This is a genomic window from Acetobacter sp. DmW_136 (genome assembly GCF_008690365.1).
Classification (GTDB): Bacteria; Pseudomonadota; Alphaproteobacteria; order Acetobacterales; family Acetobacteraceae; genus Acetobacter; species Acetobacter oryzifermentans.
Window position 1 is genome coordinate 46363 of sequence record NZ_VHON01000037.1, and the last position, 25594, is coordinate 71956.

Below are 25594 nucleotides of genomic sequence, written 5' to 3' on the forward strand. Positions count from 1 at the left end.
AAAAATGTCTGAGAAAAAACCAACGCCTAAGACTAATGTTACAATAAGAACTTCAAAAAGTGGCGGCATAATGCAGGCCCCCACACGGGGTTCTATAGTTCAAGGTGGGATGCCTAACGGCATAAATCCTAGAATTCCGCCCATTGAAACAAAAGGAACTCAGAGTAGAAGTTTAAGACAAAATAAAGTAAAATAAAATTCCCGCTGGAGGCATTAGACAAAAAATGAGCCACGCATACTTAATATAGGTGGTGGTTTTGTCTAATGCCTCTTTGTTGATTTTTATTGCGTATTGATATCCTAATGCATTCGCGTATTTGAAGTCTTTTTCTGATTCTTCTTGGGCTTCTAATATTTGTTGAGGTTCAAATTCTTTGTATACCCATTTTTGAGGTAGCAAAGATACAATACAACATACGCAGGCGATACAACCCAAAGCAGCCATACAGGCTCCCACAGCAATTTTATTTGCTGATACAGAAGCAAATGTTACTGCCGTTGTCAGTGTTACAAACCAACCAAGCATAGATGTCGCTTGCGTCCTCAAAGCATCAATGGTTTTTTCTTGTCTAGTTAGTATGTCAGTGCCACTTTGAAGTGCTTCTTTTATAAGCCAGAATGAAAAATTATTACCATTCACTCCATACTCATCTTCATTTAACATGTCTAAGGTTTCATCGGTATTTTCAGGGGTTGCCATATTATTTTCCTTAATTTTTGTTCCTATTTATAGGGCGATTATAGCAAGATATTCATATTAATATAATGAACTTCATCAGATTATATGTTGTGTTATCGCAACAATTAGGGCGCAAGTCGCCCTATTATTTTAACCCAAACGGGTAAGAATAACTTTTGCCCTAAATTACCCCATTATCGGTCAAACTGCCCAAGTTTGTAGGGTATGACTCAAGAAATTTGGCCGTTTACTGACTTATGAAACAGCCTGTAACAGGCAAAACAGGCAGGGTGGCCCGCCACGTTTAGCCTGCGTTGCAAGAAAAAAGGGTGTGGGCGGTGCCATTTTGCAGCACAACGGCACAAATGTCGGTGGTTGGCAGAGGGTGCAGTGCGCCCTGTGTTCTTCCGCCCCGCAGGCAGGAGAAAACACGCCGTGCAACCGCCAGATAGCAGCGCCCCACCCCCTCACGCTCCAACGCCAGCCGCTTCTACGGCCCATGCGCCTGAGGCGCCGCAGCTTGCGGGGCTGGAAGCATCTGTTCACAAGCTGGAAAACACGGTGCGCCGCTTTTACCGGCTGGCCGTTATGGTGGTAACGGTTACGGCGGCCGGGCTGTTTGTAAGCTCTGGCGGCGCGGTGGTGATGGTGGTGTTTGCCTCTGCCCTTGTGGCGGTGGTGCTGCATGCTGTGGCCCGCATTATCTCCCGCCTGTTGCATATTCCGCAGTGGCTTTCTGTCATGCTGTTTGTGCTGGTGCTTGTGGGCGCGCTTTCCCTTGTGGTGCATGTGTCCGGCCCGGAACTGACAGTGCAGCTTTCGCACTTGCATGAAGCCCTTACCAGCGAGCGTGATGCCCTGCACAACATGCTGGACAGCAACCCGCTGGGCCATGCGGTGCTAGATCACTTCCCGCGCTTTTTGGGTGGCAACATGGTGCCAGATGGGCGTGCAGGCTCAGAAGGTGGCATGGATTTTGCAGGCTCCATGACTAACGTGCTGACATCCACCTTTGGTTCGGTTGGCACCATGGTGGTGATTATTATTGCCGGGGTGTATTTTGCGCTTTCACCCCACCTGTATGCCAACGGCATTTTGCGCATAACGCCTGTAGCTTACCGCAGCACCATGCGCACTGTGTTGCTTACAACCGGCCACGCCCTAACCGCTTGGGTGGCGGGCCAGATGCTGGATATGACGGTTGTGGGCATGCTGACATGGAGCGGCCTTTCCCTGCTGGGCATGCCGTTGGCGCTGCCTTTGGGGCTGGTGGCGGGGCTGGCCAATTTTGTGCCGTATCTGGGTACGTTTATTGGGGCCGTGCCTGCGTTGCTGATTGCACTTTCCGTTGGCCCGCGTGAGGCCATGATGGTGGCGGGCCTGTATGCTGCTATCCAGACGTTTGAAGGGTATGTGATGTCTCCCTTCATTCAAAAACGTGCGGTGCGGATGCCGCCTGCACTCACCATTCTTTCGCAAACAATTTTTGGTGCGTTTTTGGGTATGTGGGGTTTTATTTTTGCCTCCCCCATTACGGCGGTGCTTCTGGCTGTAGCCAGCCGTCTTTCCGCACCTCTCCCCCCGAACGAGGAAGTGTAATTGCACCTCATGCAAGGGGCCAAACCGCTGTTTTTTTACACTTTCCCACTGGTCATAATAGAACAGGACATGCAAGCTGATGATGGCAAGAAGTTCCGCAGGAAGGAAACCCCGCATGTCTACCACGCCAGATGCGTATCAAAAATTTCGTCATCTCAGCCCATTTGAACTGAAAGATGAGCTTATAAAGCTGGCCTCTGGTCGTGCCCAGCGCGCCATGTTGGATGCCGGGCGTGGCAACCCCAATTTTCTGGCAACATTGCCCCGGCAAGGGTTTTTTCAGCTTGGCATGTTTGCCGCAGCAGATTCTGCTTTAACCTTTTCCTACATGGCAGAAGGCGTAGGCGGTGTGCCCCGGCGTGAGGGCATAGAGGCACGGTTTGAGGCATTTTTGGCAGATAACCAGAACGTGCCGGGTATTTCCTTTTTGCGCCGTGCCGTATCTTATGTGCGCGACCAGCTTGGCCTGCCCGCAGATGAATTTTTGCTGGAAATTACATCCGGTATTTTAGGCTGTGATTACCCCACACCGCCGCGCATGCTGCGTTATACGGAAAAAGTGGTACGCCATTATCTGCTGCACGAAATGGCAGGCGGCACCATGCCAGAAAGCACAACAAACCTGTTTGCGCTGGAAGGTGGCACGGCGGCCATTAGCTATATTTTTGCATCGCTACGTGAAAACGGGCTGATCAATCCGGGTGATAAAGCGGCTATCGGCATGCCGGTGTTTACCCCGTATGTAGAAATTCCCGAACTGCGTGATTACCAGTTGCAGGAAGTGGCCATTAACGCCTGCCCGGAACAAGGCTGGCAATACCCGGATGAAGAGCTGGATAAACTGCTTGATCCATCCGTTAAGATCTTTCTGGTGGTTAACCCCAGCAACCCCCCATCTGTGCGGATAAGTGATGAAGGGCTGGCCCGCATTGCCGAGATTGTTAAAAAACGGCCAGACCTCATTATCGTAACAGACGATGTGTACGGCACGTTTGCAGATGATTTCCGCTCTATTTATGCCATCTGCCCGCATAATACTATTTTGGTGTATTCCTTCTCCAAATATTTCGGTTCTACGGGTTGGCGTCTGGGTGTGATTGCCATGCACGAACAAAACGTGCTGGATGAGGCACTGGCGGCGCTGCCAGAAGCCGAAAAGGTTGAGCTGGATAAACGCTATGCCTCGCTTACGCCAGATGTGCGCGGCCTGAAGTTTTTGGATAGGCTGGTGGCAGATAGCCGCACCGTGGCCCTTAACCATACAGCAGGGCTTTCTACCCCGCAGCAGGTGCAAATGGTGCTGTTTGCCCTGTTTGCGTTAATAGATGGGCGGGATGCGTATAAAAACGCCCTTAAGCGTTTGCTGCATCGGCGCGAACTGGCCTTGTATCGAGATCTGGGCGTAAAAGCCCCGGATGATGCTGGCAGCACGCATTATTACACGCTGATAGATTTGGTAAATGTGGTGACACAGCTTTACGGCACCCGCTTTGCCCGCTGGTTGATGACACGTATGGATTATCAGACAATCCTGTTCCGTATTGCAGAGGAAACAGGCGTTGTGCTGCTGCCGGGTGATGGTTTTGCCGTAAAACGCCCTTCGGCCCGTGCCTCGCTGGCCAACCTGAACGAGTATCAATACGCTGCCATTGGGGCCGCCCTGCGCCGCATGGCTGGTGAGTATTATGACCGCTACCGGCAGGAAAAAGGGCTGAACAGTAAAGGGGAATAACGTGTTTAGCCAAAACCCTATTATATCATGCAGGCAGAGCATTTTTTAAATCCCGCCTGATATGTGGGTGGCACAGAAAACGCCTCTTCCAACTGTGCAGTTCTAGAAAGATTACAAAATAAAAAGAGGCCCTGTTTGTAAAAGCAGGGCCTCTTTTATGATAGCTGAAAGGTTTGAGAACCTATCAGGCAGAACGTACCTGCGCGTTTGGCTGCACGTCTTCTACAAGCGGGTAAACACCCGTTGCCTGTAGGGTAATGGACAGCATGGCAATTTCGTTACGGTCTGTTTGTGTATCTAGCGGCAGGGTGGCGTTGCCGTTTGTCCATGCACATTCGGCCCACCCCATATTATGCCAGCCAGCCGGTTTGTGAGGCTGAAGGTGCGCTGTAATGGGGGTTGCACGCTTACGAGCTGTTACAAGTTGAATATCAGCCACAGCAACACCCAACAGGCGCCGATCATCCACAAAAGGCCCAACCACATCAGCCGGGCGGCTTGCGCGGGAAACAATCTGAACAGACTGCGTGCCCGGCGGCAGTATAAAGCTGTAATGCTGGTTGGCACAGCGTACTGGCCGGATAACAGCCCCTGTTTGCGTAACAAGGTGCAGGTTGGGGTCTGCTGTTAAGGTGGCGGGTGCGGCTGGTGTCTGGCTGCCTGCTACATGGCTTGCGCGATTTTTGAATTTATCAAAAAGCGGTTTTACAAAATCAACATTCACACATAATGGGGCGGCGGCATCTTCTGCCCATGTGCGCGTTTTGCTGTGTAACTGCACAACCGTGCCATTTTGGCGGAAGCTACGGCGGTTGCCTGTATCCAGATAGCTTTCTGTGAGCACACCATCTACCGAGATTACGGCATGGTCTGCTGTTTCTATATGGTAATATGGATAAGACGTGATGGATTTATCGTAAAAAATGGAAGCGCCATTTACCAGCATACGCGCAGGCACAAACTGCCCGTTAAAGAACAGGCAATGTTCTGCCGTTACCAGCATATCCTTGTTAGGTACACCATCTGCCAAAGCATTTTTTAGAATGCGTACGGGGTATCCGGCTTCATCATCCGGCAGGCTGGGGGTTACAACAGTAAAGGCCTGCCCAGCCCAGATAACCTGCTGTGTGGTTTCTGTGTTGTTTTTCCAGTCATATACAAAAATATCTGTACCTGCCTGAATGTCTTCCACTGCCACATCACCCTGCGGGGTGCGCACCATGCTGCCTGCCAGAAAACATGCGCCTGTATCACTCTGTTCACCAAACAGAATGTAGCCATCGCTGTAGGTTACGGTGGGGGCGGGCTCTACATTGGCGGCGGAAGATGTTGCATACCCTTTAATGGTTACAACCGTGGTGGTTTTACCATCAACGGTGGACTGGATAAGCAGATCATCCCCACTTACGGCAGTGGACAGCGCATCATCACTATAAGATGTGCTGGAGGCAATCTTGATCTGGTCTCCATACACAAAGTTTTCGACATTCAGGGAATCTCCTGAAAGATCGCTTAAAGATGTGCTGCCAATAACAAGTTGCCCACCGGGGATGTTGTGGAAATCAACTTTGTTGCCGCCATCAATATTGGCAATGCCAGAGAATATAACCGTGCCGCCTTCAATATTAAAGCGTCCAGCATTGATGTTGGAATAATTGGTGCCTGCATCTAGCACGCCACCTTTGTAAATATTGTAAACAGCCTGGTTGCCGTTAAAATCATTACCAACGGATAATGTGCCGTTGGTAATATTGTAAACGGCCTGATTACCGTTGAATTCATTGCTTACGGTAAGTGTGCCGCCATCAATATTAATGGTGCCCCCAGCCGCGTTGCTGAGATCTCCACCAATAAGAGCAGGCACAACAGAAACAGTGGCGCCATCTGTAATATTAATGGTTGCCGCATTGAGGTTGAGGTAGCCTGAAATTTCAAGCAACGCACCATTGGTTACGTTCAGCGTTGGGCCTGTGCCCAAACCGGCTGTCGCGTTATCTGGTGGGGTATCAGTGGATTGCGTGCCGCCGCCGTTGTAGTTTGTCCAACTTGTATTGGTGGAAACGGTTGTTACATCATCTGCCATGTTCTTGAGCCTTGAATATGCAGTTGGCTTCAAATCCACAATTTGGATAAGAAATATTTAATATTCTTCCAAAAATACATTAATATTCTCTAAACAACAAAGTTATGAAAATATTATCAAAATAAGAAATAGAAAAATATTTACTTCGAATAAGCACGATTTTTAATAATTTATATTTCATATTCATCTGAATATTCGATATGTAAATGCTGTGATGCAGGAATGCTTTTCTAAAAAGCACAGATATAACAATGAATTATATGATATTAATTTACAAAATTAATAAATGTTATGCCATTTATTTGTTTCTAATATTGTACAGTATAAAAAGCGGCCCAAATATGGGCCGCTTTTCAGAAAGATCTTTTTGAAAACTTTTAGATGCTTGCGTTCATATTTATTCGTTATGCCCAAAAACCGGGCGCGTGCTTTCAAACAGGAACCACGTGCGGCGTTCGGTTTCATCAATCCAGTTTTCAATCAGGCTGGTTGTGGCCACATCCCCGGCATCGGATGCAATAGCATGCACAGCGCGCAGGCGTTTGGTGAGTGTAAGGTTATCTTCCCGCAGTTCTGAGAGCATGTCTTCGGGTGTTACGTAGAGGGCATCGTTATCAGAAATCTTGGTTTTGCGGGCAATTTCTCCCACAGAATGCAGCGTGGTGCCGCCAATCTTGCGGGCGCGTTCGGCCATGGGGTCTGTCATGGCAAAAATCTGCTGGCTTTGTTCATCCAAAAGCAGGTGGTAATCCCGAAAGTGGCGGCCGCTCATATGCCAATGAAAGTTCTTGGTTTTAATATACAGGGCAAACACATCGGCCAGAACTTCGGACAAACCACCTGCTACGGCCTTTACCTTATCGGCCTTCAGGTCTGTTGGCGTGCCAAGATATTCCTTGATATGGGCTTCTTTTGCTGTGGCTGTGCTCATGGTTTGAACGAACCTCCTGTTTTCACTTTTTGGCAACACCACCAGTGGTGCCTGCCAAGTGCTGCTTTTACACGTGGTGCCATATAGGCATGATGCAAGGCCTGACATGGAAAGATCACAATTCTCACATTCATGTGAATGTCAGGAAGCAACGCGTTTAAGGGGTATCAAGTTCCGTGCGCAGGGGGCGGGTTAAAAGTTGTTCCTGCGCTTGTGGCAGCGTAATCTTGCCTTCCAGAAAAGCGGCAATGCAGGCGGTAATGGGCACATCTACCTTGTGGTGGCGGGCCAATGCCAGAAGGGCATCTGCTGTGGTTACCCCCTCTGCCACGCCGGGCAGGGTGGCCAACGCGCTTTGTGCCGCATTCCCTCGGCCCAAAGCCAAGCCCATCTGATAATTGCGCGATGCCTCGCCCGTGCAGGTCAGCAATAGGTCTCCCAACCCGGCAAGGCCAGCCAGTGTGGCGGGTTGTGCCCCCAAGGCTACGCCAAGGCGGGTTATTTCTGCCAATCCACGGGTTATCAGGGCCGCGCGGGCGTTTTCTCCCAACCCAGCGCCAATGGTAATGCCTGCGGCTACGGCAATAACGTTTTTAGCCGCGCCGCCAAGCTGCACGCCGGTAATATCTGCGCTGGCATACAGGCGCAGGCGCGGGGTAGAGAGCAGATCCACCAATTTGCGCGCCAGCTCCATATTGGCCGAGGCCACAACAGATGCCGCAGGTAAATTGGCTGCAACCTCACGCGCAAAATTGGGGCCAGAAAGCACAGCCCCCGGCACATCTGGCCGCAACCGATGCAGCACATCCAGCGGAAAAGCCAGTGTGCTGCGTTCTATGCCCTTGCAGCATAGCACGGCAGGCACGCCTACAGGCACCAATGGCAGAACAGAGGCCATATGCTGGGTGGGAATAACCATAAGCGCACACGCCACATCTGCCGGGGGCGGCGCAGAGGAAACGGTGATGGAATCTGGTAACGGAAAATCTGGCAAACGCGGCATAGCGCCAGAGGGCAAGCGGGCGGGGCTACGCGCCCATAAATAAACCTGTGCCCCAGTGCGGGCCATATGTAGGGCCAGCGCAGTACCCCATGCGCCAGCACCCATAACCAGAATACGGTGTTTCATTCTTTAAGCGGTGCCAGAACCCAAACCGGGGCGCAAGCACAACATAAAGCAGCAGCCCCGCGCTTAGGCAGATAGCGCCACGCCAGCAGCAGCAGGCACCATGTGGGCTGGAACTTCGGCTTTTTTCATGTGTTTTAGCCGGGCCTCACGCAGCAGGCAGACAACGCCTTTTACGCAGTTCCCGCACTGAGCCTTGCAGTTGCGCGCGGCATAAATGTCACGCGGGCGGGTTGCCCCGTCTGCCACAGCGGCTTCAACGTCTTTGTGAGTGAGACGATTGCAAGAGCAGACAACCATACGCAGCACCTTTGTGGTGGTTGATCGATTCTGGAGAGACTTCATCACAAGTAAGAATGAATCGCAATTCTTTTTTGCAAAAGAGTTGCAACTCTCCGAGAGGAAAATGCGTCCATAGGCTAAAATTTAGGAAGCTCAGCTCTGTTGTTTGCCTTGTTTTAATGCAGGAGGCGGCCAGATGGTGCGCCCAACAGTATGTAAGAGAACATGATCGAAATAGAATCTACAAAATGATATAGGGTGGGCAGACTATATTTTTGAAGTTTTCATTGGGGATGTTTATTTGTGATTAAAAATTTTTTGGAGGCAAATGGCACCTATCTCGTTGAAATATTTACAAGTCGTAAAGTGCTGCGCTGTTTTTATGTTTTTTTTGCACTGATTACTGGAATGTTTTGCGTTATTTTAACGCCGCCTTTTCAGGTGGCGGATGAGCCTGCCCATTTTATGCGGGTTTTGGAAATTGCGGATAATGAGCTGGTTGGCGTCAAATATTCTCGTCTAGCAAGCGGCACCATGCTTTCGCAGTCCGTGCCCGTGCTTGAGGGTATTTTTGATAAGCTGGCTCTTTCACATCAAAGCAAGGTTACACCGGAAATGCTAGCTCAGGCCATGGCCGTGCCTTGGTCTGGCAACAAGGTTTCTGTTGGGTTGTCCAACACCGTTATTTATCCGCCTACCTCCTATATAGGGGCCGTAGGAGGGGTGTGGTGGGCACGCTTTTTACATTCAAGTTTGCTGGGTACGTTTTACCTTGCCCGTGTAGGTAATCTGCTTGCAGATATGGCAGTAAGTGTGCTGGCACTTTATTTGATGCCACAGACAGGCATTTTTCTGCTGGTTATTTTGGCGCTGCCCATGAGCATAAGCCTTATGGGTTCCTGTTCGCAGGATGGCATGGTGCTGGCACTTGCGGCGCTGGGTATTGCATGCACGTTGAATGGATTACGGCAAAGCGCTGTTTGGCAAAAATACATTCTGGCCTGTTTGGGGGGGCTGGCTTTTGGATGCGTGGCCGCCGCCAAGGCACCTTATCTTGTTATGGCATGTGTGCCTGTCCTCTTTATGAACAGGGACAATGTTAAATATGTTATCACATCATGTGCCATGAGTGTGGGTGTTTTTTCTATCTGGGTTGAGTGTGGAATCCGCCCGGTTCTGACAGAACTTGCACCGCAAGGCGCTTCTGCGGCTGGGCAGCTTTCTTTCATACGCGAGCACCCCATCCTGCTGGTAGAAAGTATTCTTAACAGTTTGGAAACATACGGGAACTACTTGGTTAATCAGGCTATTGGCGTGCTTGGCTGGCTGGATTTGCCGCTTTCTTCTGGAATGTACAGATTTGCCACTATTTTGCTGGGCTGCACTTTTGCTCTCCCTTTTTTGTGCATGAGGTCTCTGAAAACCCGAGAGAAAGCAGCCGTGCGAGTGTGTGGTTTGGTGCTGATCATGTTGGCTGCGGTCGCAGGTATCTTTATGGCATTGTATGTGACATGGACACCTGTAGGAAAAAATATTGTTGATGGCGTGCAGGGGAGATATTTTTTGCCCATTGTTATGCTGGGTACACTTTATCCCTTTTTGTGGAAGCAGTATGAAATGTCTGAAGATATTCAGCATTCAAAAAAACATGATGTCATAGCAAATATTTTTGCAAACTGTTTTGTTGTGGCGTTTATGGTCTGCTGTTATGCGGCTGTGTGTCAGGCTCTTTCCTACAGGTATTGGTGAATATCATGCAGATGCACCATTTGCATGAAAACGCATGATTTGTAATTTTCTATAATTTATAAAAACCAGGTATATTCATGAATATTCGTGCCAGCTATTCCATTGCAATCATTATCGCAATTCCGATCTTTATTCATTTTCTGGGTCTGTTGAACATCTTATCTTCAGATCCGTTACAGATTTACCTGAATTTCGGAGGAGAGCATTCCGCAATTCTGGATGGAAGCCCTGGCTGGGTTGATCCAAATGCAGGCGCAACAACGCAAGCGCTTGGGCATGAAGCCGCGCGGCAATGGTTGTCTGGCCATATTCCGTGGTGGGAGCGTTTTTCTGGCATGGGGTTGCCTCTTGCGGCAGAAATGCAAAATTCTGCATTGTTTTTCCCGTTTGTTCTCCTGCTGATCTTTGCAAACGGTGTTCTTTATTTAAAAATTGCAATGCAGATTATGTCCGGCCTGTTCATGCTGGGTTTTTTGTATGAAATGCGCCTTTCCCGGCTTACGGCTCTTACGGGTGCCATATTGATTGAACTGAGCGGAACACTTGCTTGGTTTGCGCATGGGCCCATTATGCCGCTCCCCTTTCTGCCGCTGCTGGCATGGGGGGTGTGGCGGAGTTGTCAACCAGACCTTAAAACCCGGCTTGGCGGCTGTTTTATAACAGCACTGGCCATTGCGGGTTCTCTTTACGCCGGTTTTCCCGAAACAGCGTTTATGAGCGGCCTGCTAGTACTGTGCATTGCAATATGGCGGGTATGCACCTTGCGTGGCAAATGGTTGCAAGGTGCGTTGCCTATTGGGGTTGGCGGCATACTGGGGCTGTTTTTAAGTGCTCCTGCGGTTGTGCCTTTTCTTAGCCTGTTGCGCATTGGTTTTCTGGGCCAGAACACCAATTATCATGATGCGCATATGTTGGCGGCAAACCCTGCGCAAACCCTGTTTCCGTATCTTTTTGGCCCACCATTATATGCACTTTCTGCCGGAGGAGGTTCCGTAGCCGTTGATGTTTGGTGGCACACCGGAGGATATTGTGACATCGCGCTGATTTTTGCGGGCTGTGCAGGATTGTTCATGGCTTTCTCACGCGGGACTTCTTTCCGTGGGTTGCGCTTTGTGCTGGGGGGCTATTTGCTTCTTTCGGGGTTAAAAGCTGTAGGGTTTATACCTGTCAGCCGTCTTATAGACGTTATTCCCGGTATCAAGCAGACAATGTTTTACGTCTATATTGCACCGGGATGGTGGTTTGCTCTTACGTTACTGTCTTGCTTGCTGCTTGATGATTTGAATACATCAAACCAACATTCGGGCCGTAAATCCATAAAGTTTGCTTTGGCTGGCACCCTTGTTGGCAGCGTTATATGCCTTTTTAAAGCGCGCCCACATATTATGGATTTTTATAATCACCCTGGGTACAAATGGTATCTGGGTTTATCTTTGCTATGGGCAACCCTTGTGCTTACGGTATTAAGTGTTTCATTACTTGGTAAGCGTAAACATACTGTGGTTGCAGCACTTGTCGTAAATGCAGCGGTGTTGTTTTTTATACCCACCTTAACAGGCGTGCGTCCGGCACCGGTGGATACAGATGCTCTATCCTTGCTCAAACAGCTCACCACGCAAAAACGTCTTGTAAGTTTTGGCGTGTTTCCGCCCAATTATGGTGCGTTTTTTGGTATTCCCACCATAAACTACAATTTTCTGCCTTTGCCAGAGCGTTTTGCCGCGCAGATGGATCAGCACGTATGCCCTCATTATGATCATACAGCGTTCTTTTCCATTGGGTTGGGAAAGTTTTGTAGCGGAGATACCGAAGGTCTGACTTATGCAGGGTGGCAGGTGCCTTCTGTGTCTTTTCAGGATGGGCTTGTCTGGTTGCAGCAACATAATACCGGGGTCATCATGTATCCGGCAAATCTGCAATTCTGGCATGATCGGATCGGCACGCGCATTCCTGCACAGGCCAACAGTTATCAAAACCTTGGTGGCGCTCCGGTTTCGGGTGTTTTTTCTCATCCTGAACTTGCGGGCGCAACGTTACGGCGTGTTGGTACAGGTTTGGGAACATACAATGGGGCTGCAAAAGGTGTGTGGCATATCAAATTATGCAGCAAAGAAAACTGCACTATAGCTGATGGAAAGCTTGAATATGCTGCCGATAACCTTGTTACATGGTTGAACTTGTCTACCCCACTTACGATTGGAGCAAACCAAACCCAACTGACATATTCCATTTGGAGCGATGCACCAGCCCAACCAGCAGCGATAGCCCTGTGGCCAGGAGAGGGCGGTAAGCCGATGCCGTTACTGACATTGGATATTGATCTGCCCAGAAGCTCCAATACCCGGCAACTCCTTAATAACGGCCATGTTGTTATTGAGGATCTTTCTGGCACAACGCCTTATTATCATGCAGATAATTGTGTTGTTACTTTTAAAGACTACACGCACGCCCATGCGGAGTGTGACAAACCGGGAAATCTTTTCCGTAACGAATTTTATGACGAAGGCTGGACTGCGGTTGTAAATGGCAGACCAGTGCAGTTGGTTCCGGCGGCAGATCAGGTACAGCAAAGCATCCGTTTGGGCACCGGGCATTTTGATATTGCGTATGACTATGCTCCGCAGCATGTAAGGCTTATTTTTATACTTTTTACAGTAGGTCTGGTGGGCAGCGCAGTGGTGGGTATGATGGCCTGCAAACCGCGTAAAACGGTAGCAGAAGCCTGATATTTGTCTTGGTTATGAAATTATGCAAAAACATGACGCCTTTGCATACTCTTTACATGCTATATAGCACTGCATGTGTATGATTGGTCTTGAGGGTTTTGATATAAATGTCTGTGCAGTCAGATTTTTTTTCCCAATCAGAAGCTCAGGGTCAAAAACTGCGCATTGCTGTGCTTATCCCCTGTTATAATGAGGAAGTCACGATCGGGCAGGTTATCAGCGAATTTCAGGCTGCTCTCCCAGATGCCCGGATTTACGTTTACGATAACAATTCAAAGGATAACACTGTCACCATAGCGCGGCAGCACGGTGCTGTTGTCCGTCAGGAACGGCGGCAGGGCAAAGGCAATGTTATCCGCAGAATGTTTGCTGATATCAATGCCGATTTTTATGTGCTGGTAGATGGTGACGCCACGTATGAAGCTGCGGCTGCATCCCAGATGGTGCAACTTGCCTATGATCAATCTCTGGATATGGTAACGGGGTTACGTGTTTCAGACAGACAGGCGGCTTATCGCTTCGGGCACATTCTGGGTAATAGGGTGCTTACAAATCTGGTGCGGATTATGTTCGGGCAGGGCGTTAAGGATATGCTGTCCGGGTACCGTGTTTTTTCCAATCGGTTTGTAAAATCCTTTCTCGCCCTTTCAAGCGGGTTTGAAACAGAAACCGAGTTTACGGTACACGCTCTTAAATTGTGTATGCCTGTAGGGGAAGTGGAAACAGCTTATATTGAGCGCCCGGAAGGCTCCACTTCCAAACTCAATACATATCGCGATGGTGTGCGTATATTATTTACAATAATCAGCCTTGTGCGGTGCGAACGGCCTTTGCTGTTTTTTGGTGTTTTTTCTCTTCTCTTTTTTATGTTGGGCATGACGCTGGGTATCCCGGTCGTGCTGGAATTTATTAAAACCGGTTATGTGCCGCGCTTGCCAACAGCGCTTTTGGCAACAGGGTTCGAGCTTCTGTCGGCTCTTTCCCTCGTTTGTGGGCTTATTCTGGATAGTATCGCGTTGGATCGTTTGGAAAAACGCCGGTTGAGTTATCTTTCCTACTCTCTCCCAATGCAAAGCCAGTAGGTTTTTCTTACGTAATTATGGCGTTTTGCAATGAGGAGGGTAGGGTATCTTCAGCTCTGTAAAGGGATTTTTTACCCGTTGGCCTTGCCGGTTGCGGGGTGATCTGCCGGAACCGGGAATATCCGATCATACACCATGTTAAACACAAAAGCGTAAACCAGATAAAACACGGCAATAGACATGCTGAGCGAAAACGCCGTGAGCACACTTTCATGTAGGTACCAGGCAATGGCGGGCAGCAGCACAACCTGCAATCCGGCTTCAAACAGCAGCGTATGCACAACACGCACGCCCACGGTTTTGTGGGTGGTGGCATAAAGCCGCGCCATCACCCGGTCAAAAACCACGTTGTAAAGATAGTTCCATATTGTAGCGGTTATGGCGCTGCCTATGCCGATCATCCCCATAGAGGATTCGTGCAGCCCAAACAGCGTGCTGCCGGTGGGGATAACAATGGCCAGTGCAATAAGCTCAAACAGCAATACGTGGCGCACACGGTCTGCCGTGCCGCGCGTGCCCACAGCAGGGGCATTTTGTGCAGCATGATGATCTGCCATGGCAGAGGAGGCCGGAGCGGCCTGAAGGGAACTGAATGTTTGCGTTGACATGCGGCGCAATCTATCGTCATCCCGGCTAAAGAAAAGATAAGAACCATCAGGAAAACAGATGGATGAATGTCTCGCTCGAACAGCTTGAAGCCTTTGTTGCCACAGCGGATGCGGGCTCGTTTTCCGCAGCAGCCCGCCGTTTGGGGCGTGCGCAATCTGCTATTAGTACGCATGTGGCCAATCTGGAGGTGGATCTGGGGCTGGAATTATTCCTACGCACCGGGCGCACACCTGTATTGACACCAGAAGGTGAACGCCTGCTGCGTGAGGCCCGCGTGGTGTTAGACCGGCGCGAGCACCTGATAGGCGTGGCCCGATCTTTAGAAAATCAGGTTGAAAACCGGCTGGTTGTGGCAATAGATGAATTGTACCCCGAATACGCTCTGGGCCCGGTTTTTGCCGAATTTGCCGAACACTTCCCCTATGTGGAAATGGAAATCCTTTTCCCGCTCATGGAGGATGTTGGCCAGCTTGTGCAGGAAGGGGCCGCGCATCTGGGGGTTATGTGGCAGCAAACACGTATGCCGCCAGATCTGGCGTTTCGCACCATCGGGCGGGTGCCGCTTAAACTGGTATGTGGGCGCAACCACCCATTGGCAGCATGCGGCCCCATAGCGTGGGAAGATCTTAAACGGTATCGGCAGATCATGGTGGCTGCCCGTGGGCAGGAGCGCGAACGCCAACACCTGCGCGTAGCGGGCGAGGTGTGGTGGGTAGAAAGCCACTGGGTCATTCTGGAGCTGGTGAAGCACAATATCGGTTGGTCATTTATTTCAGATCATATTTTAGCGGCCTCTCCCGCAGCACCAGATATTGTTACGCCACCCTTGGCGTTTGATGCCGGAGATAGGCCCGTGCCGTTGGCTGTGGTGTGGCATCACAAACGGCCGCAAGGCGCGGCTGCGCGCTGGTTACGGCAACGCCTCTGTGCCTCGGAGTCTGTTTTGTATAAAGGGCCAAAGGTCAGTTCATAAAAGCATGATCAGTTGTAATGGATTGATATTTAATAAAATACAGCCGTTGTAACAAAACAACAATGCCACCTTAAAGCACATGTTTTGTCTTGCAGGCGAAATGAGAAACGCTATGATACCGAAACATTCCGGTATCGAGAGAAACAGTTCGCATGTCTCTTCAAAAAGTCCGTCCCTCTCTGCTGCGCGCTCTTTTGGGCAGTGCAGCCATTCTGACCATGGGAGGAACCGCCGCCAAGGCAGCGGAACCCGTATTACAGACCGAGCAGAGTGACGTTATTACCCTGCCAGCTTATTCCCCCCACACCATTTTGGTGGAAGATGCGGTTTATACCCACAACAAGGATGGCCGCGTTTATGTAGTGGATGCCGATTCCGGCAAACTGCTGGGCATGGTGCAGGCCGCCTATAACGCCAACATGGCGCTTACGCCCGATGCCAAGCGCATTTATGTGGCAGAAACCACATGGGAACGCGGCAATCGTGGCGCACGGAACGATCTGCTGGCTGAATATGATGCCAACACGCTTAAGATCACATCCGATGAAAAACTGCCCGCCCGCGCACTGGTTACGCCTAAAAAGAACGACTTCGCGCTGAATGCCGATGGCTCTCGTTCCTACGTGTATCAGATGAGCCCCAGCAACGCCGTGGAAGTGGTGGACAACACCGCCCATAAGGTGACGCAAACGGTAGAAATTCCCGGTTGTGCGCTGGTGTATCCGTGGGGCAACGCTGGCTTTTCCTCTCTATGTGCAGATGGCACGCTGGCCAATGTTAGCCTTGGGGCAGATGGCAAGGTGGGCATGACGCACACCGCACCGTTCTTTGAACCCGATAAGGACGGTATTTTTGAACAAAGCCCCACTGTTGCGGCAGATGGCACGGCTTACTTCATCAGCTACAGCGGCATGGTGTACCCCACTAAAATGGGGGAAAACAGCACGGTAGAAAAACCGTGGTCCTTGCAGGAAGGCGCGGGAATGAAAGCCGCCCCCGATTCCTCCAAGCCGTTTGAAGTAACATGGCGGCCCGGTGGCTGGCAGATTGCCGCACTGCACAAGGCATCTCACCAGATGTATGTGCTGATGCACAAAGGCACGTTCTGGACACATAAGGATAACGGCACGGAAGTGTGGGTGTTTGATACGCAAACCCACAAGCGCATCCGCCGCTATCCGCTTAAAGTGGCCAGCAACCTTGTAGGTGTTACGCAGGACGCACATCCGCTGATGTTCACTGCCAATGAAGATAATGGTGATTTCTTTGTTTCTGATGCGCTTACAGGCAAGCCCCTGCGCACCATAAAGGCCCTTGGCACATCCCTTATCTTTACGGTTGCGCCGGGTGAAGGATGAGCCTGCTGGCTGAAACAGCCCCGCTTGCGGCCCTGTGCGCAGGGGGCATTGGCACCATGTTTTTGGTGGCTGGTGTTTCCAAATTGCGTGGGCATGATGCGTTTTTAGGCACGCTGGCCTCTTACCGGCTTTTGCCCTCTTGGTCATACGAAGGTGTGGCATGGGGCTTGGCTGGGGCAGAGGTTCTGGCTGGTCTGGCGCTGTTTTCCGGTTTTGCCGCCGGGCTTGGCGGTTTGGCTGCTGCGGCCATGCTGGTGGTGTTTGCACTGGCTATGGGCATAAATATTGCCCGTGGGCGCACCAGCCTGTCTTGCGGGTGCACGCCCGGTTTGGTGTCCGAAACTTTGTCATGGAAGCTGGTAGCCCGCACCGTGTTGTGCGTGCCGCTGGCGCTGGCCCCGCGCTTTGCCTCTGGCGTTTCTGCCTTTGTATGGGGGCAGGGCGTTATGGCGGGTGTGGCGCTGTATCTGGTGTGGTTGGCACTGGTGGCCTTGCCGCCAGAACGCGTACCCGGATCTGGCGGAGGGCAGGAAGCATGATGCTGTTTTTGTACATCTGGCAGGGGCTGCTTACGGTTCTGGCCCTTGGGCTTGCCGTTATGCTGGTGGCCTTGGCCCGCCAGATTGGCGTGCTGCACGAACGCCTTGCACCCTTAGGGAATCAGGAAGCCAAGCCGGGGCTGGATGTGGGGCAGATTGTGCCGCGTCTGGTTTTGCATACGCTACAGGGCCAGCCTTTTGTGGTGGGCGATACCCTGCCCGCAGGCGCCAAGCAGCTTTTGCTGTTTGTGGCGGCGGAATGCCCGGTGTGTAAGCGCGTTATCCCCATTGCACGGCAGGTGGCTGCCGAACGTGGGTTAGACCTTATTTTTGTGGGCGATGGCCCCGAACCTGAACTGAAAAGCATGGTGGCTGCCCGCCCGGAAATGCAGGGTGTTCCCCTGATAACCGGCGTGGAGCTGGCCCTTGTGCTGCAAATTAACCGTATGCCAGCCATGGTGCTGCTTGATGAACGCGGCACCATTCTGGCCAAAGACCTCGTGAATACCCGGCGTCAGATCGAAGGGTTGCTTGGCAACGTTACCGCCACACCCCCGCAGGGTCTGACCGATACAGGAGCAATGTCTCATGCTGCCGTCTGAAAACAAGAACTCCGCAGAACAGGGCACCCTGTTTGACCGGTTGACCGAATCTCTGCTCCGCCGTTTTGCGGGCAAAACATCCCGCCGTGGCGTGGTGGCAAAGCTGGGCGGCGTGGCCGCTGCCGTGCCGCTGTTTCCGCTGTTGCCGGTAAGCCGCGCCAATGCGGCTTCTTCCTCTGCCGCCAAGGCCGTGGCCAAGGCTACAACGCCATTTGGCGCCAAAGCGCAGGCTAAAGATGCCAATGCGTGCGATTACTGGCGTTATTGCGCTATTGATGGCAATTTGTGCTCCACCTGTGGGGGTGGCGTTCATAGCTGCCCGCCGGGCACAGCGCCTTCTCCCACATCATGGATTGGTAGCTGCTACAACCCGCAGGATGGCAATTCCTACATGATTGCGTATCGTGATTGCTGTGGCCAGGATTCCTGTAACGAGGTGACCTGCCTGAACACGGATGGAGATCAGCCTTCCTACCGCCCCATGGCTAATAATGACATCATCTGGTGCTTTGGCACGGGCACGTCTGAAATGTACAACTGCTCCACGGCTGCGGTGATCGGGAAAGCTTCCTGATTATGTTGCGTGCTGTTTTCCGCCTTGCCGTGCCTGCTGTTGCAGCGTGTGCAACACTGGTTTTGGCAGGCGGGGTGGCACGCGCGGCAGATGCCGTGCCGGGGGCCACAAGTTTAAACCCCACGCAGGTTGCCTATCTTTCGCACTGCGGGGGATGCCACGGTATTGCGGGCGTATCTGGCCCAACCTTTGTGCCTATGCTGCGTGATAGCGTGGGCAGCTTTGCCTGCACGGATGAAGGGCGGAAATATCTGGTGCAGGTGCCCGGTGTTTCCATGTCCCTCATTCGGGATGATCAGCAGTTGGCAGATGTCATGAACTTTGTGCTGATTGATCTGGGCGGCAAAAGCACGCCGCCGGGCTTTAAGCCCTATACAGCCGCAGAAGTGCATGAATGGCGGCAACACCCGCTTTCTATGCCAGACTTCATGGCCAACCGTGCGCATGTGCTGGAGCGCTCTTTGGCTGCGTGTCATCGTGGCAACAATGGCGCGGCTGCAACAGTAAAGTAACACGGTAAGCCCTGTTCTGCGGGGCTGCTCTCGGCTAGATCACAGCTTTGGGCCACAACACTGTAAAACAGAAGCAAACCCGCCCCCTGCCGCGGTTGTTTGTGGATAATGGGAGTATCAGGGAGCATGCGTTTGCGCCACCGTTTGTCCGCCGGTATGTGTTTTGCCCTGCAACTGGCAGCACTGCCTGCATTTGCGCAGGAAAAAACCACCCCCGATGATGCCGAGCGCCCTTTGGCGGTGGAAGAAACAGCAGCAGAAAAAAAGCAGGCCCAGAAGGATGAGGTGAATTTAAAAAGCCCTTCCAGCCACTCATGGTTTGATGATGTTGAAGGCCATATTGTGGTGGAAGCCGGTGTAAACGGTAACCCATGGACCAAAACAGGCCGCAACTGGGCGCAGTCTTACGTAGATAGGGCCAATACTGCCACACTTAACCAGATTACAGGCACACTCTCCCACCCGGTAACAGAACTGGGCGATGGCTATGGGCTGGGTTTTGTGTTTGAGGTTCTGTATGGCTCCGATGCCCGGTTTAACCCCACCATTGGCATGGGGGATGGCAACCTGACAGGCATATACCAGTGGACGCCCACGCAGGCGCATATTGATGCCCACCTGCCGTGGCTGACCAAAGGCGGGATAGACCTGCAAATCGGCCAGCAATACGGTATTCAGGGTTTTGAAGGCACAGATGCGCTGGAACGGCCTTTTTATTCCTACAACTATTCATCCGATTACATTGTGCCGTTTGAAACCGTGGGTGTTCTGGCTACATGGCACATGACAGACCACGCAGCCCTTGTGCTGGGTGTAAACGCCGGTAACTCCACTACCTTTGGCCATGCCAAAAACAATAGCCGCCCCAAAGGGTATTTTGGCTTCCAGTTTACAGAACTTGCAGATGGCAAGCTGGATGTTGCCGCCATTGGCTATTTTGGCCCGCAGCAAAGCGTGTACGCCATTGGGCGCGAAGCCAACCACGATATGGAATATATCGGAGACCTTCTGGCCTCCTACAAAATTAACGATAAAACCACCGTCACCCTGAACGCCACCTACTTCCATGATGATTACCTGCGGGATGACGTTTATGGTGTAACGGCCTATTTCGCGCATGATTTCAGCGATGAACTGACGTTTAACGCCCGTGGTGAAATTTTCCGTGATAATAATGGCGGCGTGGTGGGCAACAACACATCCCCCATGTCTTACGTGAACGAATTGCGTGGCCAGAACTATCCGTACGATTATGCACCCGGCACCACGTATGGGGAACTGACGGTGGGTGTTACGTACCGCCCCGGTTTTCTTAAACTGCCCAAAGGGTCTTTTTCCATCCGCCCGGAAGTGCGGCTTGATAAATCCCTTAACGGCACGCGGCCCTTTAACCGCGTTTCCCCCACGGATGATCCAAACGTGAACTATGCCAATAATGGCATGAACAATATGTTCTGGTTCAGTTGTGATGCTATCTGGGCATTCTAAAAACCCGCTCCGCCAACCCACCACCGGCACAACACAGAGGATCAGCCCGTGCAGAACCTGATATACGCCAATGCTGCCCTTACTGTTGTGCTGCTTGCGGCCTGCATTGTTATGGGCTTAATGCTGCGCCGTATCCGCCGCTTGTTTCAGGAAATTGCACCTGTGGGCGCACTTACCAGCTCACGCGGGCCACAACCGGGAGATGCCTGCCCACCGCAGCCTTTCCACACATTGGCGGGGGGTGTTCTGGGGCTGGCTGGTGGCGCCAAGCCGCGGCTGGTGCTGTTTGTTTCTGCAACATGCCCGATTTCTCGCAAGGTTATTCCTATTGCACGCAACTTCTGCGGGCGTGAAAATCTGGAACTGGTGCTGGCGGGGGATGATGCCCCAACCATTCAGCAGCACTTTGCCCAGCAAACCAACACACCGGCTGCTGCGTTTATAAATGATCCGGCGCTGGGCCGTGCCTTGCAGGTAGATAAATTGCCTGCCGCGTTTTTGTTCGATCAGCAGGGCACGCTTATTGCCCGTGGGTTGGTGAACAACCGCGAGCATCTGGAAAGCCTGCTGAACGCGTGGGAAAGCGGGTTTAGCACGGTGCAAACCTATATGCAGCACACGCGCCGCAACCGCGCGTGATGCTGGACGTGTAATTATAAAATATTTGGTAATGATATTATAAATAATCGCAAATAGTTTTTATTGACTCTGTTGCTCATAACTTGCCAGATTTAAATTAAGTTCTGGAAAAGAGCAGGAGTGCCACCATGACCGACTCCTTTCATCTCCCCAAAATCTCTCTTGAAGGGTTGGAGAAAATTATTATCGCGTACAGTCATGTGCCCGATAATCCTACGCTAGATATTCTTGCGCGGCTTACCAAAATGGGGTCTGCTGCTATCAGCAGAAACAATAAATTTCTAATGGATATCGGCGTTATTGCTGGTGCCGCAGAAAAAACAGTTACCCCTTTAGGCCAAAAGCTGGGGCATGCTCTGGAATATGCTTTAGGGGCCGATGCACAAGCATACTGGCGCGAGGCTATCTCTAGCAATTCTGCCATGATGGAGCTTATCACCACAGAAGATATCAAGCGTGGGATGAGCGAAAAGGATTTATCGGCACATATTCTAGATGTTTCGGTGCATAAAAAGCATGCGCATACGCAAACAGGCGCACGGTGTTTGATAGATATTTTGTTAGAAAGCGGATTGCTTGAGCAAGATCAAGACATGCTTGTTGCCGCACCAGCACAGCCAGCTAAAGATAAGGCGCAACTGTTTGGCCTACAGGCAGAAGATTCCGCGCCAGATACCAAGGGCAGCGCGCCACCAGCCGCACTTATGGGGCTACCGCTTGCGGGGCAGAATACCACGCGCCCAGATATGCCCTACATCATGCTTAATCTGACATTGCCGGAAACCGAAGATCTAGCGGTTTATGAAAAAATATTTCGTGCTCTTAGGGAAAACCTTTTGGGGTTGCCCCCCTTGCCCTAAGGAGTGTTCGCTACCTGCAAGGCAGGCATGAGTATGGATACGTGCAACCTCTCCTACAGCTAGGCGTTGGGGATAGCATGTGGCATGGTTTTACACGCAAAACCAACATGTTGCCGTTTACCGCCGGATTTAGGAGAACACGTTTTGGGTATTCCCGATATCACACTGCACGATGGTCTTACTTTTCCCGTTATTACCTTTGGTACATACAAACTGAACGGTATAGCTGGCATGGAAGCAATGGTCAGCGCATTGGATGTAGGGTACCATGCGCTGGATAGCGCCTTTAATTATGAAAACGAAGGTGCCGTAGGCCATGCCGTGCGCAAAAGTGGTAAAAAGCGGGAGAACCTGCGCATTGCCTCCAAACTGCCAGGCCGCCACCATGATTATAACGAGGCACTGACAACAATTGAAGAATCCCTCTACCGTGCCCAGTTGGATTATTACGATCTGTATTATATTCACTGGCCCAACCCCAAGGTTGGCAAGTATGTAGAGGCATGGCAGGCGCTTATTGAAGCCAAAAAACGTGGCTATGTGCGCTCTATTGCCGTGTGTAACTTCCTGCCCGAACATCTGGAAAAATTGCAGAAAGAAACAGGGGTTCTGCCATCTATAAACCAGATTGAGCTTTCCCCCTACTTCCCGCAGGATGATATGCGGGCGCTGCACAAAAAGCTGAATATTCTTACCCAGTCATGGAGCCCCCTTGGCCGGGCCAACAAGCTGCTGCAAGATCCGCTGATTACAAAAATTGCCCAGCGGCTTAACAAATCTACCGTGCAGGTTATCCTGCGTTGGCACCACCAGTTGGGTTGCGTGCCTATTCCCAAAGCTGCCAGCAAAGAACATCAGATTTCCAATATGGATATCTTTGATTTCTCACTGACAGAGCAGGATATGAAGGACATGGCAACCCTTGCCCGTCCTGATGGCCGCAGCCACGGGCAGGATCCCGCAACGTACGAAGAGTTTTAATTAACTATGGAGGCTCTCCGTCTGGCGCAGTTGCAGATTTTCTGCGCCGTGATGGAGGAAGGCTCGGTGGTTGCGGCCTCGCGCCGTATGCACTGTGTGGCCTCCAACATTACGGCGCGGCTCAAGGAGCTAGAACAGCTTTTGGGGCAGGATCTGTTTGCGCGGGAAAAAGGGCGGCTTATTCCCACGCCAGAAGGCCGCCTGTTTTACCATGAAGCGCGAGATGTTGTAGAAAAAGCCCATAGACTTACAAGCTTTTTTCAGCCCGATGTGCCGCGCGGTATTTTGCGTATAGGGGCGCTGGATGTGGCTTTGGCGCATTTTTTGCCCCAATATATGCCAGCCTTTATGGCCGCCCACCCGGATGTGGAAATACGCCTGTTACGCCGCGCCAGCTATACGTTGGAACATATGCTGGATGATCAGGAACTGGATCTGGCTATAACGGATGGCCCCATTGTGCATCCGCTTCTTGAAAGCCGCTTTGTTTTTACAGAAGAACTGGTGCTGGTGGCCCCACAAAATATCCGTAGCTTACAGGATATTCACTGGCCCAGCACGACAGTGCTTTTGTTCCACACAGATTGCTTTTACCGTAGCGCGTTTGAACGCTGGATGGCAGAGCAGGGCTTTGTCCCCCGTGCCATTCAAACAGTGGAATCTTACGATGTCATTCGGGCCTGCGTGCGCGATGGTATTGGTATTTCCTGTTTTCCTAAAAGCATTTTTCAACACAAAGCACCGGATGATGTGCGCGTGTTAGCCGTGCAAGGGTTACGCCCGGCCCCTGTTTACTGTGTATGGCGGCGTAATGGTGCAAAACCTTTGCTACGCAGGTTTATAAATACCATTTGCCCGGCAGAAAGAGATTAAAACCATTCATTTTTCGTAAATGGTTTGCTGATATATCATTACTTTTAATGAACACATGTGTGCGTCATACTGTAAACAGCATTTCATAAAAAAGGAGAACATCTCATGGCTGATGTCAAACAGCAGGATCTGTTTATCAATAATGAATGGGTAAAACCCACATCTGGCAAATATACGCCCATTAAAAGCCCCGCTACGGGGGAGGAAGTTGGGCAGGCCGCAGAAGGCAACCCACAGGATGTTGAAAAAGCTGTGGCCGCCGCAAAGGCTGCGTTTAAAGGTTGGAGCAGTAAACCTGCCAGCCAGCGTGCCGATTATCTTTACGCCCTTAAAAACCTTGTAGAGCGCGATAAGGAACGCCTGGCCACCATTATTACCTCAGAAATGGGTAAACCCATTAAGGAAGCCCGCGCCGAGGTAGATTTTGCCGCAGGGCTGCTGCGTTTTGCGGCGGAAAATGCCCGCAGGCTTCAGGGGGAAATTATACCCGGTGAACGTGAAGGTGAAAAAATCCTGATCGACCGCGTGCCGCATGGTGTGGTGGGGGCTATAGCAGCATGGAACTTCCCGCTGGCTTTGTGTGCGCGTAAAATTGCACCGGCTCTGGCGGCAGGCAACACCATTGTTCTTAAACCCGCTGATGGCACACCGCTTTCTGGCTTGGCGCTGGCTGAACTGGTGCAGGAAGCAGGTATTCCCGCAGGTGTAGTTAATGTGGTGACAGGCAGCGGCCAAGGCGTGGGTGTGCCACTGGTGGCACATAAGGATACACCGCTGATTACCATGACAGGCTCTACCCCCGCAGGTAAGAAGATTATGGCAGCCGCAGCCGAGCACCTTAAGGAAGTTCGGCTGGAGCTGGGCGGTAAAGCGCCTTTTATTGTCATGGAAGATGCAGATATTCCCGCAGCAGTGGAAGCTGCCGTTACGGCACGTTTCTTTAACGGCGGGCAGGTGTGCACAGCCAACGAACGTACTTACGTGCAGGAAGATGTCTATGATCGTTTTACCATAGCGCTGAAGGATCGTATCGCCAGCCTGAAAGTGGGGGACCCGATGGATGATGCCACAGATATGGGCCCCAAGGTGAATGAAACCGAGCTGGAAAAAGTGGATGGCATTGTGCAAAAAGCCATATCACAGGGGGCAAAATTGGCACTGGGCGGCAAGCGTCTTACTGGCGGCCTGTTTGATAAAGGCACTTTTTACGCTCCCACATTGCTCACAGACATTACCCCGGATATGGACATTGTGCAGGACGAGGTATTTGGCCCCGTGTTCTCCCTTATCAAGGTGAAGGATTTTGATGAGGCCCTAACCCGCGCCAATGATAGCCGCTATGGGCTTTCTGCCTACCTGTTCACCAATGATCTTTCCCGTATCCTGCGTATGGGCCGGGAACTGGACTTTGGGGAAATTTACGTCAACCGTGGATCGGGTGAAGAACCGCAGGGCTTCCACCACGGCTATCGTGAAAGCGGATTAGGGGGTGAGGACGGTCAGCACGGGCTGGAAGCCTATGTGCGCACCAAAACCATTTATCTCAACGCGTAATATCCAATACGCGCCATGCCATAGGTTTTATGTGTGGCGTGGC

The 25594-nt window shown here is 51.4% G+C and carries 23 protein-coding genes; 17 read left to right on the forward strand and 6 right to left on the reverse strand.

Features of this window, described 5'->3' with window-relative positions; genetic code table 11:
• Positions 1-172: 172 nt before the first annotated feature.
• The gene (locus FKW31_RS12235; RefSeq protein ID WP_150178670.1) at positions 173-700 is read right to left on the reverse strand and encodes a hypothetical protein; all 528 of its coding nucleotides are present in this window, start codon (positions 698-700) and stop codon (positions 173-175) included.
• A 369-nt stretch (positions 701-1069) separates the two neighbouring features.
• On the opposite strand from FKW31_RS12235, the gene FKW31_RS12240 reads away from it, so the two are divergent.
• Entirely contained in the window at positions 1070-2278 is a 1209-nt protein-coding gene (locus FKW31_RS12240; RefSeq protein WP_150178744.1) for an AI-2E family transporter, read from the forward strand.
• Positions 2279-2393: 115 nt separating this feature from the next.
• Positions 2394-4010, forward strand: a complete 1617-nt coding sequence (locus tag FKW31_RS12245) for a bifunctional aspartate transaminase/aspartate 4-decarboxylase (RefSeq protein ID WP_035351046.1) — start codon at positions 2394-2396, stop codon at positions 4008-4010.
• 184 nt (positions 4011-4194) lie between these two features.
• Here FKW31_RS12245 and FKW31_RS12250 read toward each other — a convergent pair whose 3' ends face one another.
• The 4 genes from FKW31_RS12250 to FKW31_RS12265 all read right to left on the reverse strand — a co-directional run bounded on the left by FKW31_RS12250 (position 4195) and on the right by FKW31_RS12265 (position 8450).
• The gene (locus FKW31_RS12250; RefSeq protein ID WP_150178671.1) at positions 4195-6093 is read right to left on the reverse strand and encodes a Hint domain-containing protein; all 1899 of its coding nucleotides are present in this window, start codon (positions 6091-6093) and stop codon (positions 4195-4197) included.
• Positions 6094-6490: 397 nt separating this feature from the next.
• Positions 6491-7024, reverse strand: coding sequence for a Dps family protein (locus FKW31_RS12255; protein ID WP_019089540.1), 534 nt, complete (start codon positions 7022-7024; stop codon positions 6491-6493).
• Positions 7025-7181: 157 nt separating this feature from the next.
• The gene (locus tag FKW31_RS12260; protein ID WP_150178672.1) at positions 7182-8153 is read right to left on the reverse strand and encodes an NAD(P)H-dependent glycerol-3-phosphate dehydrogenase; all 972 of its coding nucleotides are present in this window, start codon (positions 8151-8153) and stop codon (positions 7182-7184) included.
• A 63-nt stretch (positions 8154-8216) separates the two neighbouring features.
• Positions 8217-8450, reverse strand: coding sequence for a bacterioferritin-associated ferredoxin (locus tag FKW31_RS12265; RefSeq protein ID WP_035351111.1), 234 nt, complete (start codon positions 8448-8450; stop codon positions 8217-8219).
• A 390-nt stretch (positions 8451-8840) separates the two neighbouring features.
• Here FKW31_RS12265 and FKW31_RS12270 point away from each other — a divergent pair, with 390 nt between their 5' ends.
• From FKW31_RS12270 to FKW31_RS12280, 3 genes are all read left to right on the forward strand, one after another.
• Complete coding sequence (locus FKW31_RS12270; protein WP_150178673.1) at positions 8841-10181, forward strand: DUF2142 domain-containing protein; 1341 nt, start codon at positions 8841-8843, stop codon at positions 10179-10181.
• A gap of 77 nt (positions 10182-10258) precedes the next feature.
• A complete protein-coding gene (locus FKW31_RS12275) occupies positions 10259-12907 on the forward strand; it encodes a YfhO family protein (protein WP_150178674.1) in 2649 nt (882 codons plus the stop codon).
• Positions 12908-13014: 107 nt separating this feature from the next.
• On the forward strand, positions 13015-13989 hold the full coding sequence (locus tag FKW31_RS12280) for a glycosyltransferase family 2 protein (RefSeq protein WP_150178675.1): 975 nt from the start codon (positions 13015-13017) through the stop codon (positions 13987-13989).
• Between the two features lie 71 nt (positions 13990-14060).
• Here the strand turns inward: FKW31_RS12280 and FKW31_RS12285 are convergent, their stop codons facing one another.
• Positions 14061-14597: a PACE efflux transporter gene (locus FKW31_RS12285; RefSeq protein ID WP_035351053.1), complete on the reverse strand. Its 537-nt coding sequence runs from the start codon at positions 14595-14597 to the stop codon at positions 14061-14063.
• 62 nt (positions 14598-14659) lie between these two features.
• Between FKW31_RS12285 and FKW31_RS12290 the strand changes: the two genes are divergently transcribed.
• The 12 genes from FKW31_RS12290 to aldA all read left to right on the forward strand — a co-directional run bounded on the left by FKW31_RS12290 (position 14660) and on the right by aldA (position 25551).
• Entirely contained in the window at positions 14660-15571 is a 912-nt protein-coding gene (locus FKW31_RS12290; RefSeq protein ID WP_150178676.1) for a LysR family transcriptional regulator, read from the forward strand.
• Positions 15572-15723: 152 nt separating this feature from the next.
• Positions 15724-16929 (forward strand): amine dehydrogenase large subunit, encoded by a 1206-nt coding sequence (locus tag FKW31_RS12295; protein ID WP_150178677.1) that lies wholly within the window; start codon positions 15724-15726, stop codon positions 16927-16929.
• Positions 16926-17468 (forward strand): MauE/DoxX family redox-associated membrane protein, encoded by a 543-nt coding sequence (locus FKW31_RS12300; protein ID WP_150178678.1) that lies wholly within the window; start codon positions 16926-16928, stop codon positions 17466-17468. Before FKW31_RS12295 ends, FKW31_RS12300 begins: the two co-directional genes overlap by 4 nt.
• Complete coding sequence (locus FKW31_RS12305; RefSeq protein WP_193561108.1) at positions 17468-18070, forward strand: redoxin family protein; 603 nt, start codon at positions 17468-17470, stop codon at positions 18068-18070. The genes FKW31_RS12300 and FKW31_RS12305 overlap by 1 nt, the downstream gene beginning before the upstream one ends.
• Positions 18057-18644, forward strand: coding sequence for a methylamine dehydrogenase (amicyanin) small subunit (gene mauA / locus FKW31_RS12310; protein WP_006117008.1), 588 nt, complete (start codon positions 18057-18059; stop codon positions 18642-18644). The genes FKW31_RS12305 and mauA overlap by 14 nt, the downstream gene beginning before the upstream one ends.
• A 2-nt stretch (positions 18645-18646) precedes the next feature.
• Entirely contained in the window at positions 18647-19156 is a 510-nt protein-coding gene (locus FKW31_RS12315; protein ID WP_003625993.1) for a hypothetical protein, read from the forward strand.
• 108 nt (positions 19157-19264) lie between these two features.
• Complete coding sequence (locus tag FKW31_RS12320; protein WP_170315326.1) at positions 19265-20644, forward strand: outer membrane beta-barrel protein; 1380 nt, start codon at positions 19265-19267, stop codon at positions 20642-20644.
• A 48-nt stretch (positions 20645-20692) separates the two neighbouring features.
• On the forward strand, positions 20693-21283 hold the full coding sequence (locus FKW31_RS12325; RefSeq protein ID WP_063353565.1) for a hypothetical protein: 591 nt from the start codon (positions 20693-20695) through the stop codon (positions 21281-21283).
• A gap of 128 nt (positions 21284-21411) precedes the next feature.
• Positions 21412-22143: a hypothetical protein gene (locus FKW31_RS12330; RefSeq protein WP_006117015.1), complete on the forward strand. Its 732-nt coding sequence runs from the start codon at positions 21412-21414 to the stop codon at positions 22141-22143.
• 84 nt (positions 22144-22227) lie between these two features.
• Positions 22228-23124 (forward strand): aldo/keto reductase, encoded by an 897-nt coding sequence (locus FKW31_RS12335; protein WP_150178679.1) that lies wholly within the window; start codon positions 22228-22230, stop codon positions 23122-23124.
• 6 nt (positions 23125-23130) lie between these two features.
• Complete coding sequence (locus FKW31_RS12340) at positions 23131-23997, forward strand: LysR family transcriptional regulator (protein WP_150178680.1); 867 nt, start codon at positions 23131-23133, stop codon at positions 23995-23997.
• Between the two features lie 105 nt (positions 23998-24102).
• Complete coding sequence (aldA, locus tag FKW31_RS12345; RefSeq protein ID WP_063353568.1) at positions 24103-25551, forward strand: aldehyde dehydrogenase; 1449 nt, start codon at positions 24103-24105, stop codon at positions 25549-25551.
• Positions 25552-25594: the final 43 nt, after the last annotated feature.

Bases quoted from the DNA above. Each gene is read 5' to 3' on its own strand.
- FKW31_RS12235 (WP_150178670.1), bottom strand. From the start codon at position 700: ATGGCAACCCCTGAAAATACCGATGAAACCTTAGACATGTTAAATGAA.
- FKW31_RS12245 (WP_035351046.1), top strand. From the start codon at position 2,394: ATGTCTACCACGCCAGATGCGTATCAAAAATTTCGTCATCTCAGCCCA.
- FKW31_RS12250 (WP_150178671.1), bottom strand. From the start codon at position 6,093: ATGGCAGATGATGTAACAACCGTTTCCACCAATACAAGTTGGACAAAC.
- FKW31_RS12255 (WP_019089540.1), bottom strand. From the start codon at position 7,024: ATGAGCACAGCCACAGCAAAAGAAGCCCATATCAAGGAATATCTTGGC.
- FKW31_RS12260 (WP_150178672.1), bottom strand. From the start codon at position 8,153: ATGAAACACCGTATTCTGGTTATGGGTGCTGGCGCATGGGGTACTGCG.
- FKW31_RS12265 (WP_035351111.1), bottom strand. From the start codon at position 8,450: ATGGTTGTCTGCTCTTGCAATCGTCTCACTCACAAAGACGTTGAAGCC.
- FKW31_RS12270 (WP_150178673.1), top strand. From the start codon at position 8,841: ATGTTTTGCGTTATTTTAACGCCGCCTTTTCAGGTGGCGGATGAGCCT.
- FKW31_RS12275 (WP_150178674.1), top strand. From the start codon at position 10,259: ATGAATATTCGTGCCAGCTATTCCATTGCAATCATTATCGCAATTCCG.
- FKW31_RS12280 (WP_150178675.1), top strand. From the start codon at position 13,015: ATGTCTGTGCAGTCAGATTTTTTTTCCCAATCAGAAGCTCAGGGTCAA.
- FKW31_RS12285 (WP_035351053.1), bottom strand. From the start codon at position 14,597: ATGTCAACGCAAACATTCAGTTCCCTTCAGGCCGCTCCGGCCTCCTCT.
- FKW31_RS12290 (WP_150178676.1), top strand. From the start codon at position 14,660: ATGAATGTCTCGCTCGAACAGCTTGAAGCCTTTGTTGCCACAGCGGAT.
- FKW31_RS12295 (WP_150178677.1), top strand. From the start codon at position 15,724: ATGTCTCTTCAAAAAGTCCGTCCCTCTCTGCTGCGCGCTCTTTTGGGC.
- FKW31_RS12300 (WP_150178678.1), top strand. From the start codon at position 16,926: ATGAGCCTGCTGGCTGAAACAGCCCCGCTTGCGGCCCTGTGCGCAGGG.
- FKW31_RS12305 (WP_193561108.1), top strand. From the start codon at position 17,468: ATGCTGTTTTTGTACATCTGGCAGGGGCTGCTTACGGTTCTGGCCCTT.
- mauA (WP_006117008.1), top strand. From the start codon at position 18,057: ATGCTGCCGTCTGAAAACAAGAACTCCGCAGAACAGGGCACCCTGTTT.
- FKW31_RS12315 (WP_003625993.1), top strand. From the start codon at position 18,647: ATGTTGCGTGCTGTTTTCCGCCTTGCCGTGCCTGCTGTTGCAGCGTGT.
- FKW31_RS12320 (WP_170315326.1), top strand. From the start codon at position 19,265: ATGGGAGTATCAGGGAGCATGCGTTTGCGCCACCGTTTGTCCGCCGGT.
- FKW31_RS12330 (WP_006117015.1), top strand. From the start codon at position 21,412: ATGACCGACTCCTTTCATCTCCCCAAAATCTCTCTTGAAGGGTTGGAG.
- FKW31_RS12335 (WP_150178679.1), top strand. From the start codon at position 22,228: ATGGTTTTACACGCAAAACCAACATGTTGCCGTTTACCGCCGGATTTA.
- FKW31_RS12340 (WP_150178680.1), top strand. From the start codon at position 23,131: ATGGAGGCTCTCCGTCTGGCGCAGTTGCAGATTTTCTGCGCCGTGATG.
- aldA (WP_063353568.1), top strand. From the start codon at position 24,103: ATGGCTGATGTCAAACAGCAGGATCTGTTTATCAATAATGAATGGGTA.